The 16492-nt window shown below is 68.7% G+C and carries 14 protein-coding genes; all 14 read left to right on the top strand.

The window, feature by feature from the left end; genetic code table 11:
* Window positions 1-13 precede the first annotated feature (13 nt).
* The 14 genes from GGQ61_RS15560 (at window position 14) to GGQ61_RS15495 (ending at window position 16363) form a co-directional block, all read left to right on the top strand.
* The gene (locus GGQ61_RS15560) at window positions 14-478 is read left to right on the top strand and encodes a YcgN family cysteine cluster protein (protein ID WP_183774606.1); all 465 of its coding nucleotides are present in this window, start codon (window positions 14-16) and stop codon (window positions 476-478) included.
* A 109-nt stretch (window positions 479-587) separates the two neighbouring features.
* A complete protein-coding gene (locus tag GGQ61_RS15555) occupies window positions 588-1505 on the top strand; it encodes a DnaJ C-terminal domain-containing protein (RefSeq protein WP_183774603.1) in 918 nt (305 codons plus the stop codon).
* Between the two features lie 92 nt (window positions 1506-1597).
* Entirely contained in the window at window positions 1598-1927 is a 330-nt protein-coding gene (locus GGQ61_RS15550; RefSeq protein WP_183774600.1) for a PepSY domain-containing protein, read from the top strand.
* Window positions 1928-1935: 8 nt separating this feature from the next.
* Window positions 1936-2628, top strand: coding sequence for a response regulator transcription factor (locus GGQ61_RS15545; protein WP_056015905.1), 693 nt, complete (start codon window positions 1936-1938; stop codon window positions 2626-2628).
* A 2-nt stretch (window positions 2629-2630) separates the two neighbouring features.
* On the top strand, window positions 2631-4013 hold the full coding sequence (locus GGQ61_RS15540; RefSeq protein ID WP_183774908.1) for a sensor histidine kinase: 1383 nt from the start codon (window positions 2631-2633) through the stop codon (window positions 4011-4013).
* Between the two features lie 89 nt (window positions 4014-4102).
* On the top strand, window positions 4103-5494 hold the full coding sequence (locus tag GGQ61_RS15535) for a hypothetical protein (RefSeq protein WP_183774596.1): 1392 nt from the start codon (window positions 4103-4105) through the stop codon (window positions 5492-5494).
* 70 nt (window positions 5495-5564) lie between these two features.
* Window positions 5565-6641, top strand: a complete 1077-nt coding sequence (gene ccmI, locus GGQ61_RS15530) for a c-type cytochrome biogenesis protein CcmI (RefSeq protein ID WP_183774593.1) — start codon at window positions 5565-5567, stop codon at window positions 6639-6641.
* Window positions 6638-7135, top strand: coding sequence for a cytochrome c maturation protein CcmE (gene ccmE / locus GGQ61_RS15525; RefSeq protein WP_183774590.1), 498 nt, complete (start codon window positions 6638-6640; stop codon window positions 7133-7135). Before ccmI ends, ccmE begins: the two co-directional genes overlap by 4 nt.
* Window positions 7132-9108 carry a heme lyase CcmF/NrfE family subunit gene (locus GGQ61_RS15520; protein WP_183774906.1) on the top strand — a complete coding sequence of 659 codons (1977 nt, stop codon included), beginning with the start codon at window positions 7132-7134 and terminating at the stop codon, window positions 9106-9108. The genes ccmE and GGQ61_RS15520 overlap by 4 nt, the downstream gene beginning before the upstream one ends.
* Window positions 9105-9542, top strand: coding sequence for a cytochrome c-type biogenesis protein (locus tag GGQ61_RS15515; protein ID WP_183774587.1), 438 nt, complete (start codon window positions 9105-9107; stop codon window positions 9540-9542). Before GGQ61_RS15520 ends, GGQ61_RS15515 begins: the two co-directional genes overlap by 4 nt.
* A 160-nt stretch (window positions 9543-9702) precedes the next feature.
* Window positions 9703-11292 (top strand): Do family serine endopeptidase, encoded by a 1590-nt coding sequence (locus tag GGQ61_RS15510; protein ID WP_183774584.1) that lies wholly within the window; start codon window positions 9703-9705, stop codon window positions 11290-11292.
* Between the two features lie 25 nt (window positions 11293-11317).
* Window positions 11318-11989 carry a response regulator transcription factor gene (locus tag GGQ61_RS15505; protein ID WP_183774580.1) on the top strand — a complete coding sequence of 224 codons (672 nt, stop codon included), beginning with the start codon at window positions 11318-11320 and terminating at the stop codon, window positions 11987-11989.
* Window positions 11990-12004: 15 nt separating this feature from the next.
* Window positions 12005-13417: a sensor histidine kinase gene (locus tag GGQ61_RS15500; protein WP_183774577.1), complete on the top strand. Its 1413-nt coding sequence runs from the start codon at window positions 12005-12007 to the stop codon at window positions 13415-13417.
* A 54-nt stretch (window positions 13418-13471) separates the two neighbouring features.
* The gene (locus GGQ61_RS15495; RefSeq protein ID WP_183774574.1) at window positions 13472-16363 is read left to right on the top strand and encodes a bifunctional [glutamine synthetase] adenylyltransferase/[glutamine synthetase]-adenylyl-L-tyrosine phosphorylase; all 2892 of its coding nucleotides are present in this window, start codon (window positions 13472-13474) and stop codon (window positions 16361-16363) included.
* The last annotated feature ends 129 nt before the right edge of the window (window positions 16364-16492 follow it).

The following is a 16492-nucleotide window of genomic DNA, read 5'->3' as shown; positions in this document are numbered from 1 at the left end:
GGGCGCCTGTAGCATGGCTTCGAGGCCTTTCTGGGAAACGAAGTCGCTCGAGCAGATGACGGTGCGCGAGTGGGAGAGCCTGTGCGACGGCTGCGGGCTCTGCTGCCTGGTGCGCTTTGAGGACGAGGACACCGGCGAGGTCTTTCCGACCCGCGTGCACTGCAAGCTCTTCGACTCCGAACGCTGCACGTGCACGAACTATCCGGAGCGCAAGAAGCACGTGCCGGACTGCATCAAGCTCACGCCGCAGAACATCGACGCTTTGCAGTGGATGCCGCTTAGCTGCGCCTATCGGCGTATCAATGAGGGCCGGGGGCTGGCGTCCTGGCATCCGCTGGTCTCTGGCGACCCGGAGAGCGTGCACGCGGCTGGCGTGTCGATCCGCGGCGAGACCATCAGCGAGGAAACCTTGGAGGACCCCGAGGACGCCATCCAATATGCGGCGTGGGATCTCCTGGAGGAGCGTGGCGAAGACTAGGGCGCGCCCTTTGATTGTGGTAAATATGTCACATAGAGGCTTGCGCCGTCCGCTAAACGGCCTAATTGAGTGCCCCGTAGTTATCTCCCGAGTTTGAAAGGACCCTTCCTTGGCGCGCGACCCCTACCAGGAGCTGGGCGTCTCTCGCAGCGCGAGCGCTGACGAGATCCGCAAGGCGTTCCGGAAGCTCGCCAAGCAGCATCATCCTGACACCAATCCCGGCAACAAGGCCGCCGAGGAGCGCTTCAAGCAGGTCAGCGCCGCCTTCGACATCCTGGGCGACGCCGAGAAGCGCAAGAAGTTCGACGCCGGCGAGATCGACGCCGACGGTCGCGAGACCATGCGCGGGTTTGGGGGCGGCGGGGGACCGTTCGGCCAGCAGGGCAATGCCTGGGGCGGCCAGGGCCGATATTCCGAGACCATGGAAGGCGGCGATCTCGGCGACCTGTTCAGCGAGATCCTCGGTCGGCGGGGCGGCGGAGGCGGCGGCTTCGGCGGTTTCTCGCAGCGTGGCTCCGACGTGCGGGCCAAGCTGGAGATCGAACTGGAGGAAGCGATCCATGGCGCCAAGAAGCGCATCGCCTTCTCGGACGGCCGGACGATCGACGTCACAATTCCGAAAGGCGCTGAAGAAGGCCAGACCCTGCGGCTGAAAGGTCAGGGCTCGCCGGGCCGCGGCGGCCCAGGCGACGCCTTCATCGAACTGGTCATGCGACCGCACCCGATCTTCCGCCGAGAGGGCGAGGCGCTGGTGATGGACCTGCCGGTCTCGATCCCCGACGCCGTGCTCGGCGGGAAGGTCGACGCGCGCACGCCTGACGGCGCAGTCACGCTGACGATTCCGAAGGGCGCCAACAGCGGCCAGTCGCTCCGACTGAAGGGCAAGGGGCTTTCGGACAGCCGGGGCAAGCGTGGCGATCTGCTGGCGCGCATCGTGCTGATGCTGCCGGAAAAGCCCGACCAGGAGCTCGAAAGCTTCGCCGAACGTTGGCGAAAAGAGCGTCCGTACACGCCCAGGAAGAGGTAGTTTTCGCCGCCGCCAGTGACAGCGTCGGCGTGGGCCTTCATAAACCTCGTATTCAGGCCCGGTTCAGTGATCTGGATCTAATGCTGCGGTTCATGAAACGCTTCCTTGTCATAGCCGCGTTGCTGGCGGCCGCCCCTGCGGCGGTCGCCCAGCCGTACCCTGACTACGGCCGGCCGTCCTATGGCGGCAGGCACGATCAGGACGCGGCCCGCGACGCCGTGCGCGGCGGTCGTCAGGTGCCGCTGTCGCAGGTAATCGCCAACATCGCCTCGCGCACGCCGGGCCGTCAGCTGAACACGACCCAGGGCGACGCGGGCGGACGCCCCGCCTATTTCGTGCAGTGGCAGACCAACGACGGCCGCGTGATCATCTTCGTGGTCGACGCCCAGAGCGGCCAGATCATCTCGCGCCAGGGCGGCTAAGGAGTTCCATGCGTATTCTACTGGTCGAGGACGATCCGGATCTGTCGCGCCAGCTCAAGGCGGCGCTCGGCGACGCCGGCTATGCGGTGGACCACGCCGCCGACGGCGAAGAGGCCCAGTTCCTGGGCGAGACCGAACCCTATGACGCGGTGATCCTGGATCTCGGCCTACCCAAGGTCGACGGCGTATCCGTGCTGGAGCGCTGGCGGCGCGAGAGCATGGCTGTGCCGGTGCTTATCCTCACCGCGCGCGGCGCCTGGAGCGAGAAGGTCGCCGGGTTCGACGCGGGCGCGGACGACTACCTGACCAAGCCGTTCCACACCGAGGAGTTGCTGGCTCGGCTGCGGGCGCTGCTGCGCCGTTCGGCGGGCCACGCCGCGCCTAGCCTGTCGCTCGGCGGCCTGCGCCTCGACCCGCGCGCCGCCCGCGCTAGCGTCAATGGTGAGCCGCTGCGGCTCACCTCCCTCGAATACCGCCTTCTGCACTATTTGATGATGCATCAGGGGCGGGTGATCAGCCGTACCGAACTGGTCGAGCACCTCTATGACCAGGACTTTGATCGCGACTCCAACACCATTGAGGTGTTCATCGGCCGTCTGCGCAAGAAGATCGGCGCAGACCGGATCGAGACCGTCCGCGGCCTCGGCTATCGGCTGACCGCTCCGGCCGAGGAATTGGGGGGCGGGGCGGCCGGCTCGTGACCATGCCGACGCTCGGCCAGCCTTCGCTCGTCAGGCGTCTGGTGATCCTGGCCGCGGGCTGGAGCCTGGCCGTTCTGGTCGTCTGCGCGCTGGTGCTGGCGCTGCTGTTCCAGCAGGCCGCGCTGCGCCGTTTCGACCAGGGCCTCTCCGAACTGATCGACAACCTGACCGCAGGTACGACCATCGCCGAAAAGGGCCAGGTCGTGGCGCCAGCGCTGACTGACCTACGAGCTCTGCGCGCGTTCTCCGGCAAGTACTGGCAGATCGCCGAGCCGGGAGACGGCGGCAAGCTGCGCGTGCTGGTGCGCTCGCGCTCCCTTTGGGACAGCGAGCTGAAGTCGCCGACGGACATAGTGGGTCGCCTGGACGCCAAGCCTGGCCAGCCGATTTCCTACGACACCTTCGGACCGCTCAACGAGCCCCTGCGGGCGATGGCGACCCAGGCCAAGTTGCCGGGCCGCGCCGCGCCGGTGGTGTTCATGGCGGCCGAGGACCGCAGCCCCGTCGACCGTGACGTCCGCGGCTTCATCACCGCCACGGCCATCGCCTTCGCGTTGCTCGCGGTCGGAATGATCGCCGCCGTGGTCATCCAGGTCCGGGTCGGTCTCAACCCGCTCTTCGCGCTGCGCCGCGAGGTGGCTTCAGTGCGCCGCGGCAAGGCCGAGCGGGTGCAGCGGGCCTATCCGAGCGAACTGTCGCCGCTGGCCGATGAGCTCAACGCTCTGCTGGCCCACAACCAGGAGGTCGTCGAGCGGCAGCGAACCCATGTCGGCAACCTCGCTCACGCGCTGAAGACGCCGCTGTCGGTGATGCTGACCGAGGCTCGCCAGACCGGCGGCCCGCTGGCCGAGGTGGTCGAGAGCCAGGCCGAGGCGATGCGCATGCAGGTCGATCACCACCTGCGCCGGGCCCGCGCCGCGGCCCGCACCCAGGGCTCGGGAGAGCGGACGTCGGTGGCGGACGTGCTTGACGAGCTCTCGCGCACTCTCGAGCGCATCTTCCTGGACAAGGGCGTCGAGATCTATTGGGACGCCGACGACGACCTCTATTTCCTCGGCGAGCGCCAGGACCTGCTGGAGCTGGCGGGCAACGCAATGGAGAACGCCGGCAAGTGGTGCAAAGGCAAGGTCCGCGTCCGCGCCGACGCGGCGCCGGGCGAGCGCTTGCGCCTGACCGTCGAGGACGACGGGGCGGGACTCACCCCGCAAGAGCGCGAAGCCGTCGTGCGCCGCGGGGCGAGGCTCGATGAAAGCGCGCCAGGATCGGGCCTGGGCCTGTCGATCATCGACGAGTTGGCGCGGGCCTATGGCGGCTCGCTCAAGTTGGGGGAAGCTCGGCTTGGCGGGCTTCTGGTTGAGTTGGATCTGCCGCGGGCTGAAGCCTGATTTTGCAGGACTTTTCGTAAAGCCTTAACTCGACGGCGCGATGGTCTGGCTGTGCGGGAGAAGTGCGCCCGCTTGGAGCGCTTTCCCAAATGGCCGGCCTGCCCGACGCCAAGATCGACATCGTCCGCACCCTTGTGGCCGGGGCGCCTGACAAGGTCATCAGCGGCCTGCGCAACGCGCTGGCGGCGGCGGAGGGCGACACGGCCCTGGCCGGCGTGCGCCGAGTTGTCGAGGCCGAGGTGGCCGAGCGCAACTTGCGCAACAAGGCTCTCCAGCCGGTCGCGCCGTTGTTCATCGACCGACGGGGCGACCCCGATCGCCTGGCCTTCCCGCCGCGCGCCCTGCCGATGCTCTGGCGCGGCCTGCGCGACGTCGCGGCCGAGGACGTCGCAACAGCGGCGCTGGCCATGGCCGACTACGAGCCCGGCGTAACGTCGAACGAGGCGTTTGATCGACTGACCGCCCGACTGGTGGAGGAGCTCGAGGCGCGCACCCAGCGGGACATTATGGCTGCGCTGGACGTCATCGAGACCGACCGACCGGGGGGCGGCGCGGCGTTGCGCACCTGCCTGGTCATGTCGCCGGTCGTGCGCCGAGCGACGGAGAAACTCCCCGACTGGATCAGCCGTACGACGCAGGAACGGGCGGCCGCTGCGCGGCTGGCCTATCGTGACGCCTGCCGCGCGGGCGAGGACGCTGGTCCGCGATTCTTCGAGATGCTCGGCGCTCAGCTCGCCGAGCCCTGGACCATCCTGCGGATCGTCTCGGCGGTCATGGATCACCCGACCGAGAGCTATCTGTCGGGATCGGAGCTGGCCTCGTTCGCCACCCGGCTGATGGACACGGTCGACGCGAACCTGAGGTCTGTGGCGGCCTTCGACCTGAACGGGGGCGCGCCCGCCGGCGAGGCCGCCGCGGCCACGGTCGAAATTCTCACCTTGCAGGTCGCCGAGCTGGAGAACGCCATCGATCTCGGGCGTGAGGGCGGCTGGGGCGGCCGGATCCAGAAGCAGAAGCAGTCGCTGGCTTCAGTCGTCGAGAAGCGGCTTCGAGAACTGCCGCGGCTGCAGTTGGCTGCCCTGCCGAGTCAGAAGGTGCGGGTGGCGCGGGCCCTGGTCACGGAACCTGAGCTGGGCTCGCCGCCTGATCAAGGTCACGTGGAACGTTGCCGCAGCCTGCTCAGCTTCGCCGAGGGCATCCGCGCCAGCGCCAACTATGGCGGGTTCGCCTCCACCCGCGCAAAAGTGATGGAGGCCGCTGGCGAGGCGCTCGACCAGTACGTGGAAGACGTGCTGGCCCGCGTGCGGGAAGGGGAGGCGGATCGCGAAATCGCCGCGCTAAGATTGCAGATCGCCGCGGAGTTCGCCGGCCTGATTCACGAACCGCGAGCGCGCGAGATCGTTCGCCGTCGTGCAGCCAGCGCGTTCGGGGCGCTGACGGCGCCCCGCCCGGCCTGGGAAGACCCCGCCCGGCCGCTCTAACCCGGCTTGAAATGGGCCTGCGCGGATCGGACCTGTGGAACTGCCGGCGTCTTTCGGCTAAAGCCGCGCCATGATCGCGTTCTGGGTGGTTGCGGGCGTGCTTTCTGCGCTCTGCGCCGGTCTCGTCCTCTGGAAATCGGCCCGCGTGGCGGCGCTCGCCGGCGCCGATGATCCGACCGCGGCGGTCTACCGCCGCCAGCTTCGCGAAATCGACGACCTCGCCGACCGCGGCCTGATTCCGGCTTCGGAACGCGCCGTCGCCCATGCTGAGGCCGCGCGCCGACTGCTGGGGGCCTCTGACGCGACGGCCGCGCCGTGGACCGTCGATCTCTCGCAACGCAAGACCGTGCTGGCGTTCGCGGCCCTGACGCCGCTGTTGGCGCTTGGACTCTACTTCGCCGTCGGCTCCCCGGGCATGGGGGACCAGCCGTTCAAGGCGCGGGTCGCCGCCTGGCGCGGCGCCGATCCCTCGGAACTGACCCCGCCCGAAATGGCGGTGGTGCTGAAGTCGCTGATCGCCGAGCGCGGTGGCGATCCGGAGGCCTACAGCTTCCTGGCCCAGGCCGAGATGGCCTCCGACAATCCCGACTCCGCCGCGCGTGCGCTGCGCCGCGCGATCGAGCTGGCTCCGAATCGCGCCGATCTATGGGAAGGCCTGGGCGAGGTGCTGGTCGTGCAGATGCAGGGCGAGGTTTCGCCGCAGGCACAGCGCGCTTTCCAGGAGGCCGTGAAGCGCGACCCGAAGTCGGTCAGCGCCCGCTTCCATCTCGCCCGCGCTCAAGTCGCCGGCGGCCAGCGCGCCGAGGGTCTGGCCGCCTGGCGTGCGCTCGCCGCGGAACTGCCGGCGACTGATCCCCGCCGCGCCGCAGTACAGCAGGTCATCGCCGAGGCGGAAGGCGCGCCGGCGCCGAAGTTCGACAACGACCAGATGGCCGCCGTGCAAGGCATGGTCGCCAGCCTCGCCGCCAAGCTCGAGGCCGAGCCCGACGATCCCGAAGGCTGGGTGCGGCTCGTCCGTTCGTACGCCGTCCTCGGCGACGCCGCTAAACGAGATGCGACTTTGACGGAAGCCAAGGCGCGATACGCCGGCAAGGCCGATATCCTCAAGGCGCTGGACCTGGCGGCGAAGACGGAACCGATGCGATGAGCGGCTGGCTGCCCAAATCTCCGAAAGCGCGTCGACGTCTCTATCTGGTCGCGGCTATCGCGCCCGTGTTGGGCCTCGCCGTCGGCCTGACCCTTTGGGGTCTCTCGGACTCGATTTCGTTCTTCTACACTCCGGCCCAGGCGGCCGAGGCGAAGCCGCCGGTCGGCCGTTCGATCCAGTTGGGCGGGCTCGTGCAGCCGGGCAGCGTCGTCAAGCATCCCGACGGCCGCGTGGAGTTCGTGGTTGCGGACCAGCTGGCGACCACCAGGGTCAGCTATTCGGGCGATCTGCCGGACCTGTTCCGTGAAGGCCAGGGGATCGTCGCCACCGGCGCATTCCAGGCCGACGGCGACTTCAAGGCCAAGCAGGTGCTGGCCAAACACGACGAGAAGTACATGCCTCGCGAGGTCGCCAAGGCCATCAAGGAGCAGGGCGAGTGGCGCGGCGAAGGCGCGCCGGCGCCCAGCTATTCGGCGGAACCGGCCGCACGATGATCGTCGAAATCGGGGCGTTCTCGCTGGCGCTGGCCCTGGCGCTGTCTGTCGCTCAGGCGCTGGCCGGGGGCTTGGCCCGCTGGCGGCGCTCGCCGGTGATGTCCGGCGCGGGCCAGGGCGCGGCGATCGGCGCGTTCGTTGCGCTGCTCGTCGCCTTCGCGGCGTTGATGTATGCGTTCGTGACCTCGGACTTCTCGGTCGCCAACGTCGCGGCCAATTCGCACACCGCCAAGCCGCTGCTGTATCGGGTGGCCGGAACCTGGGGCAGCCACGAAGGATCGATGCTGCTGTGGTGCTTGGCGTTGACTGGTTGCGGCGCAGCCGTCGCGCTCTACGGCCGTGATCTCCCGGCGGGCCTCAAAACCCTGACCATCTCGGTGCAGGGCCTACTGGGCGTAGTGTTTCTCGCCTACACGGTCTTCGCTTCCAACCCGTTCAACCGCGTCATCAATGCGCCGGTGGAGGGCCGCTCGCTCAATCCGCTGCTGCAGGACCCGGCGCTCGCCTTCCACCCGCCGGCGCTCTATGTCGGCTACGTCGGCATGTCGGTGGTGTTCTCTTTCGCGGTCGCGGCCTTGATCGAGGGCCGCGTTGACGCGGCCTGGGCGCGCTGGGTGCGGCCCTGGACCCTTGCGGCCTGGAGCGCCCTGACCGTCGGCATCACGCTCGGCTCGTTCTGGGCCTACTACGAACTCGGCTGGGGCGGTTGGTGGTTCTGGGACCCTGTCGAGAACGCCAGCTTCATGCCTTGGCTGATCGCAGCCGCCCTGCTGCACTCGGCCATCGTTACCGAAAAGCGTGGAGCGCTGGCTGGCTGGACAGTGTTCCTGGCGTTGGCGGCGTTCACCTTCTCGATGCTAGGCGCCTTCCTTGTGCGCTCGGGCGTGCTGACATCGGTGCACGCCTTTGCGGTCGATCCCACCCGCGGCGTGCTGCTGTTGACCATTCTAGGCGTCACGGCCGGCGCCGGCTTCGCCCTGTTCGCCTGGCGCGCCCCGTTGTTCGCCCGCGGCGGGGTCTTCGCCCCGGTGAGCCGCGAGAGCGCGCTGGTGCTGAACAACATCCTGCTGGCCGCGGCCACGGCCACCGTGTTGCTGGGCACGCTCTATCCGCTGATGCGCGAGGCGGCGACCGGCGAGGCGATCTCGGTCGGCCCGCCGTTCTTCAACCTGACCTTCACGCCGCTGATGGCCGCCCTGGCGATCCTGCTGCCGGCCGGCCCGTTGCTGGCGTGGAAGCGCGGCGACCTTACAGGCGTCGTTCAGCGGCTGTGGTTGGCGGCGCTGATCGCGGTCGGCTGCGGCCTAGCCGCCTACGCCCTGATCAGCCCGCGCAAGGCGTTCTCGGCGGCCGGGGTGGCGATGGGCGCCTGGCTGGTGATCGGGGCGCTGGTCGAACTGGCCGAACGCACCCGCATGTTCCGTGCGCCGGCCGCTGAATCCTGGCGGCGGCTCATCGGTCTGCCGCGGGGGGCGTGGGGCATGACCCTGGCGCATTTGGGCCTCGGCGTCTTCGTGCTCGGAGCCTGCTTCGAGACCGGTTGGAAGCTCGAGGCGGCCGAGACCCTGCCGATCGGCGGGCGGCTGAACCTCGGCGAGTACAGCCTGGTGCTTGACGACATCCGCGGCGTCGAAGGCCCTAACTACGAGGCTGAACGCGGCCTGCTGCGCGCCTTCAAGGGCGATGCGCAAATCTGCACGCCCAAGCCCGAGCGCCGGTTCTACCCAGCTGGCGGCCAGACCACGACCGAAGTGGCGATCTGCACTCGCGGTCTCGACCACCTCTACGTCGTGCTCGGCGAGCGTCGCGACGCCGCCGGCGAGCCTGTCTGGCTGGTGCGCGGCTACTGGAACCCCTGGGCGCTGCTGATCTTCATCGGGCCGGGGATTATGGCGCTCGGCGGAGTGGTCTCTCTTTCCGACCGCCGCCTGCGCCTGGGCGCCGGGCGCAAGCAGCAGGCGGTGGCGGCATGAAGCGGTTGGCGGCGATCGTGGGCGCGATGCTCTGCATCGCCGCGGCCTCCGATCCGGCCGAGCGGCTGCCGGACCCGGCGCAAGAGGCGCGTGCGCGCGAACTCTTCCGCGAGGTCCGCTGCCTGGTCTGCCAGAACGAGTCGATCGACGACTCCAACGCTGAACTGGCCGCCGACCTGCGCCGGCTTGTGCGCGACGAGGTAAAGGCTGGCAAGACCGACGCCGAGGTCCGCAAGCACCTGACCGATCGCTACGGCGAATTCGTGCTGCTCAAGCCGGCCTTCTCGCTGGGCAACGCCGCGCTCTGGGGAGCCCCGCTGGCGGTGGTGCTGCTGGGACTGTGGCTGTTGTTCCGTACCCTGCGGAACCGGCCGGCCGACGAGGCGCTATCGCCCGAAGAAGCGGCGCGGCTGGACGACCTGTCGCGCGATTGAGCAGCGTGACAAGATTGCGCCAAACATTGAACGCTATGAAGAGCCGAGCGTGACCTAAACGTAACTTGAGAGACGTTGCGCTCTTTGGCATCGAACATAGGTTGTCGGGGACGTGCCCGTGCTATCTGACCCCGGGCGCCCACAGGGAAATTGAAGGCTTATGACCTCGAAGAAGACCGGTTATCTCCTCGGCGCGCTGGCGGGCGTCGGCGTCGCGACTGCGGCTCTCGCCGGCGCTAACCTCGCGGACCAGCCGCGTGCCGATTCCAGCGTCGAGCGCAGCCTGCTGATGCGCACGTCGACCGCGCCGATCTTCGCCCCGCCGCCGGGCGCGCCGCTCTCCTTCGCCGACATCTTCGAAAAGGTCTCGCCTGCCGTGGTCTCGATCAACGTCACCTCTGACGTTGACCCCTCGGCCCTGCGCCGAGTGCCGGGCTTCGAGAACTTCCCGTTCGACATCGTTCCGCGCCAGCCGCCGGGCGGCGGCGGTGACGACGAGGAGGGCCAACAAGGCCAACAGGGGCAGGGCCGTGGTCAGCCGCGCTTGCCCAGCCAGCAATCCTCGGGCTCGGGCTTCTTCATCTCGGGCGACGGCTACATCGTCACCAACAATCACGTCGTCGAGAACGCGAAGGAGATCAAGGTCGTGCTCAAGGACGAGCGCGAGTTGGACGCCGTGGTCGTCGGCCGCGACGAGGGGACCGATCTGGCTGTCCTCAAGGTCAAGGGCAGCGGCTTTCCGTATGTGAACTTCGAGAACGCCGGCAAGCCGCGCGTCGGCGACTGGGTCATCACCGTCGGCAACCCATTCGGGCTGGGCGGCACCGCGACCGCCGGCATCATCTCGGCCTACGGCCGCGACATCGGCGAGACCTTCGTCGACTACATCCAGATCGACGCGCCCATCAACCGGGGCAACTCGGGCGGCCCGACCTTCGACGTTTATGGCCGCGTGATCGGCGTCAACACAGCGATCTTCTCGCCGTCGGGCGGCTCGGTCGGGATCGGCTTCGCCATCCCGGCCGACGTGGCCGACTCGATCGCCAAGCAACTGATCTCGGGGGGCAAGATCACCCGCGGGTACATTGGCGCCTCGATCCAGAACTTCACCGCCGAGATGGCCGAGGCTCAAGGCATGGGGAGCCAGCGCGGCGCCATCGTCGCCAATGTCACCCCTGGCGGTCCGTCCGAGCGGGGCGGCCTGCAGTCGGGCGACATCGTCACCTCGGTGAACGGCGTCAACGTCAAGACCTCGTCCGAGCTGACCCGCGAAGTGGCCAAGGCCAAGCCGGGCGACGTATTGCGGCTGGACGTGCTGCGAGCCGGCAAGCGCAAGAATCTCGAGATCCGCTCGGGCGTTCGACCGACCGAGCGCGAACTCGCGGCGAACGACAACCAGCAGGGCGGCGGGAACCGCGGCGGCGGCGACAAGCCCGAGGCCCAGGCCCAGCGGCCGGTCGTCCTCGGTCTGGCGCTTGCTCCGCTCGACGAAGCCTCGCGCCGGCGCCTGAACCTCGATCCGGGTTTCAAGGGCGTGCTGATCGCCAGCGTCGACCAGTCCTCGGACGCGGCGTTGCGAGGCCTGCGTAAGGACGACATCCTCGTTCAAGCGAACGGCGAGCCGGTCACTACGGCGGCCGAGTTCTCGGCGGCGGTCACCGCGGCCAAGAAGGCCGGGCGTCAGAGCATCCTGGTCGGGGTGCATCGCGGCGGCCGTACGTCCTTCCTGCCGCTGAAGATATCCGGCTAGGCTGAGCGAACGGGGGCCTGAGTCGATGCGGATACTGATTGTCGAAGACGATCTCGAAGCGGCCGAAGTCATGGACCGCGGCCTGACCGAGGCAGGTCATGAATGCGTTCGCGCCAGCGACGGGGAGGCGGGCCTCTCCGCCGCCCAGGCCGGCGAGTTCGATGTCATGATCGTCGACCGCATGATGCCGAGGATGGACGGGGTCTCGATGGTCCAGGCGCTGCGGCGCGAGGGCGATCAGACCCCGGTGCTCTTCCTGTCCGCGCTTGGCGAAATCAACGATCGCGTCGAGGGGCTGAAGGCCGGCGGCGACGACTACCTCGTGAAGCCTTACGCCTTCGTCGAGCTGATCGCCCGCGTCGAAGCGCTATCGCGGCGACGCGAGACCGGATCGGTCCAGACCCTGCTGCGGGTCGGCGAACTGGAAATGGATCTCATCGCCCGCACCGTGCACCGCCAGGGCAAGGAGATCGACCTGCAGCCGCGCGAGTTCCAGTTGCTGGAATTCATGATGCGCCATGCCGGCCAGTCGGTGACGCGCACGATGCTTCTTGAGAAGGTCTGGGAGTATCACTTCGACCCGCAGACCAACGTCATCGACGTCCACGTCTCGCGGCTGCGGTCGAAGATCGACAAGGGCTTCGACCGGGCGATGTTGCAGACTGTCCGCGGGGCGGGCTACCGCCTCGATCCCTAGGATCGGGCGCGCGCCATGCGCCTGCCGAGACTCTTTCGCACCACGCCGTTTCGACTCACGCTGCTGTTCCTGGCGCTGTTCGCAGCAGCCGCCAGCGCGTTCCTCGCCTACATCTATCTTGCGACGGCGGGCGAAGCGACGCGGCGCACCGACCAGAACATCACGCGCGAGATGCGCTCGCTGGTGGCGGCCTACGACCGCGCCGGCGTCGACGCCGTGAACCAGTCGCTGATCGAGCGGGCGGCCAGCGAGCGGCCGTTCCTCTACCTGTTGATGAAGCCGGACGGGACGCGGATATCCGGCTCGATCGCCGAGTCGCCGATCGAGGACGCCGGCGCGGCCGTCGGTGTTTCCACACGCGCCAGCTTCTCGGTGACTGACGCAGACGCCCAAGGCCGGCTGGTGAAACATCCGGCCCGCGGCATCCAGGAGCGGCTGAGCGGCGGCGAAATCCTGTTCGTCGGCGCCGACATCAGCGAAGACCAAGCTTATGTCGTGAAGATCACCCGCGCGCTCTGGGGGGCCGGGGCGCTGGTGATCGTGCTTGGCTTGGCCGGCGGCCTGCTGGTCAGTCGCAACGTCTCGCGCAGCATGGGCGCGCTGAACGACGTGGTTGCCGCCGTCCGCAACGGCGACTTCGACGCCCGGGCCGCCGTGCGCGGCGCTCGTGACGAGTTCGATGAGCTCTCCGAAGGCATCAACGAGATGCTCGACCGGCTGCAACGCTCGATGGCGGGCCACCGTCATGCCGGCGACGCCATCGCCCATGACTTGCGCTCGCCCCTGACCCGGCTGCGCGCACGGTTGGAGACGGCCTATCTCGACGTCGAGGCGGGCAAGGGCGACGCCGAAGAAGCCCTCGCGCAAGCGCTCGACGACACCGACGGAGTCCTCAAGACCTTCGGCGCGGTGCTGGCGATCGCCCGGCTGCAGGCCGCCGGCCAGGCCCCCGATCAGAACCTGTTCGATCCGGCCGAACTGGCCGCCGACCTGGCCGAACTTTATGAGCCGACCTGCGAGGACAAGGGGCTGGAGTTCGGGGCCGAGTTCGCCAAGAACCTGCAGGTCCGCGGCAACCGCGAGTTCTTGGCCCAGGCGCTGGCCAACCTGCTCGACAACGCCGTGAAGTACACGCCGGCTGGCGGCGCGATCATGCTGCGCGTGCGGCGGCGCTCGTCGGGCGAGATCGAGTTCTCGGTCACCGACACCGGGCCCGGCGTCCCCGACGAGGACCGGGCCCGCGTGGTCGAACGTTTCGTGCGGCTGGAGAATAGCCGCAGCGAACCGGGCTCCGGCCTCGGTCTTTCGCTGGTTGCTGCGGTCGCCGAGGCGCACGGCGGACGGCTTGAGCTGTCGGAAGGTCCGGGCAAGGTGGGCGAGATGGGCCCTGGGCTGAGGGTGGCGCTGATCCTGCCGCGGGCTGGCTGATCTTCCCGCGCCGTGGGTGGCGCGGACACGTCGGCCGGCTAATGTCGTTCCTCAATGACTCGATTGATTGACGCCATTCGCCCCTGCGGTCCGATCGCCGACGAAAAGGCCGCCGAACGCGCGCGAAACGTGCTGGAGGAGGCTGCGGCGCGCGACAGCTGGAGCGCAGAGCTCGAACGGGCCTGGCCGGCATTAGCGCCGGTGTTCGGCGCATCGTCCTATCTGACCGGCTTGGTGCGCAGAGATCCTGGCCGGCTACGCGATCTGCTGGACAGCGAGCCGCAGGCGCGCTTCGACGACCTGCTGGAGCGGACCGCGGCGCTCGCCGACGCCGACTGGGACGCCGCCAAGGCGGGCCTTCGCAAACTGAAGGCCGAGACGCATCTGCTCATCGCCCTGGCCGATCTTGGCGGGGTTTGGAACCTTGACCAGGTGACGGGTTCGCTGACCCGGTTCGCCGACGCAGCCCTGGCCTCGGCCCTCACCGTGGCGGCGCGCGGGGAGCTCGACGCCGGCCGGATGACGCGCCTAGGCGAGGGCGACGAAGGGCCGGTTCCCGGCTGGTTCTGCATCGCCATGGGCAAGCACGGCGCCTACGAGCTGAACTACTCCAGCGACATCGACATCTCGGTTTTCTACGAGCCGGAAGCGCTGCCGTTGGCCGACGGCGTCGAGAGCCAGGCCTTCGCGGTGCGTCTGACCCATCGCCTCGCCGATATGATGCAGGACAAGACCGGCGATGGTTACGTGTTCCGAGTCGACCTTAGGTTGCGGCCAGATCCGTCTTCGACGCCGCCGGCGGTGCCAGCGCCCGCCGCGTTCGACTATTATGAGAGCGTCGGCCAAAACTGGGAGCGGGCGGCCTTCATCAAGGCCCGCGCAGCGGCCGGCGACATCGAGCGGGGGCAGGCGTTCCTCGACGAGCTGGCGCCCTTCATCTGGCGCAAGAACCTCGATTTCGCGGCCATCGCCGACATCCATTCGATCAAGCGCCAGATCCACGTGCACAAGGTCGATGACCGCCTGACGGCCAAGGGCGTCGATCTCAAGCTCGGCCGTGGCGGCATTCGCGAGATCGAGTTCTACGTCCAGACCCAGCAGCTGATCCTGGGAGGCCGCCATCCGGAGCTGCGGTCTCCGCGCACGCTCGATGCGTTACGCGCGCTGGAGGCGGCTGGTCACGTTTCGCCCCAGGCCGCCGACGAGCTGACCGAGGCCTATCGCCAGCTGCGCAGCGCCGAGCATCGGGTCCAGATGCTGGCCGACGAACAGACCCATCGGCTCTCCGAGTCCGACGGCGAACGCAAGCGTGTGGCTGCGCTTTCGGGCTTCGATCGCGTCCGCAGCTTCGACACCGCCATCGAGCGCACCCTGAAGACCGTGAACCGGCGCTATGGCGAGCTGTTCCCGGACGAAGAGCAGCTGTCGTCTCGGTTCGGCAGCCTGATCTTCACAGGGGTCGAAGACGACCCGGAGACGTTGGCGACGCTGGCGCGGATGGGCTTCTCACATCCGGCCGCCATCTCGCAGACGATCCGCAGCTGGCACCACGGTCATATCCAGGCGACCCGGACGGCGCGCGGGCGCGAGCTCTTCACGCGGTTGGCGCCGCGCCTGCTCGATGCGGCCCAGGCCAGCGGCGCGCCCGACGCGGCCTTCACCCGATTCGAGGCGTTCTTCTCCAAGCTGTCGTCGGGCGTCCAACTGCAGTCGCTGTTCCTGGCTCAGCCGAAGCTCTTCGAGCTGATGGTCCAGGTGATGGCCTTCGCTCCGCGGTTGGCCAGCACGCTGGCGCGGCGGCCCGCGGCGTTGGACGCGCTGCTCGACGGAGCCTTCTTCGCCAGCATCGACAGCGACGAGGACCGCAGGGTCATGGCCCACGCGGTCAGCCGCGCCGACGGTTTCGAGGAGGTGATGGACGCGGTGCGCCGGATTCACCGCGAGCAAGCGTTCCGCGTCGGCGTGCAGGTGATGAGCGGCGCAGCGAGCGCCGAACTCGCCGGCCGCGCCTTCGCCGATCTCGCCGACATCTGCATGGAAGCGCTGGCCCCGGCGGCGCTGGCCGAGGCGGAGCGGCTGGGCGGGCATTTCCCGGGCGAGGTCGCAGTGATCGCGCTCGGCAAGTGCGGTTCGCGTGAGATGAGCGCCGGGTCGGACCTCGACCTGATGACCCTCTATCGCGCCGCCGAGCCGGGCGCGGCCTCGTCCGTGAAGGAGTGGAGCGCCGACGTCTTCTACGGCCGCTTCACCCAGCGTCTGATCGCGGCCCTGTCGACCCCGACCGGCGAGGGCGAGCTTTACGAAGTCGACATGCAGTTGCGTCCTTCCGGCACCAAGGGACCGGTGGCGGTCAGCTTCACGGCTTTCGAGGACTACTACGAGCGCGAGGCCGAGACCTGGGAGCTCCTCGCTCTGACCCGCGCCCGTGTGGTCTGGGCCAGCTCGCCTGACTTCGCCCAGGCCGCGGCCGGAGCGGTCGAGACCGCCCTGCGTCGTCCGCGCGATCGCGCCCGCACAGCCGCAGACGTGCGCGATATGCGCGCGCTGCTGGAGCAGGAACGGCCGCCGAAGGGAGAGTGGGACCTCAAGTTGTCGCGCGGGGGCCTGGTCGACATCGAGTTCGCCGCTCAGTTCCTGCAACTGGCCCACGCCGCCGACGGCGGGCCGCTGCGCCAGAACACCGCCGAGGCGCTCGCCGCCTTCGAAGGATTGGCTCCCACCGACGCGCTGGCGGCGCTGCGCAAGGCCTGGACGCTGCAGCAGAACCTCACCCAGTTGTTGAAGGTGGCGCTTGGCGACAACGCCGACCCCTCGGACGAGCCGAAGGCGTTCCGAACGTTGTTGGCTCGGGCCGGCGATGTGCGGGACTTCCGCGCGCTCCGCACCAAGCTCGAGACGGCCCGCAAAGGCGCGCGGACCGCTTACGAGACGATTGTCGGGCCGTGAGCGACGGATCAGGTGGGGCGGCGCGTTGAACAGTCGGCAGGGCGCGAGCTGCGCTCATCGACAGAACAGAGGCCGTGACGGCGATTGAACGACATTGCAGGCTCCCATCCCTCGCAGGCGAGGTGACGC

This window comes from Phenylobacterium haematophilum (assembly GCF_014196295.1).
GTDB lineage: Bacteria > Pseudomonadota > Alphaproteobacteria > Caulobacterales > Caulobacteraceae > Phenylobacterium > Phenylobacterium haematophilum.
This window is presented reverse-complemented; position numbering and strand designations above follow the sequence as displayed.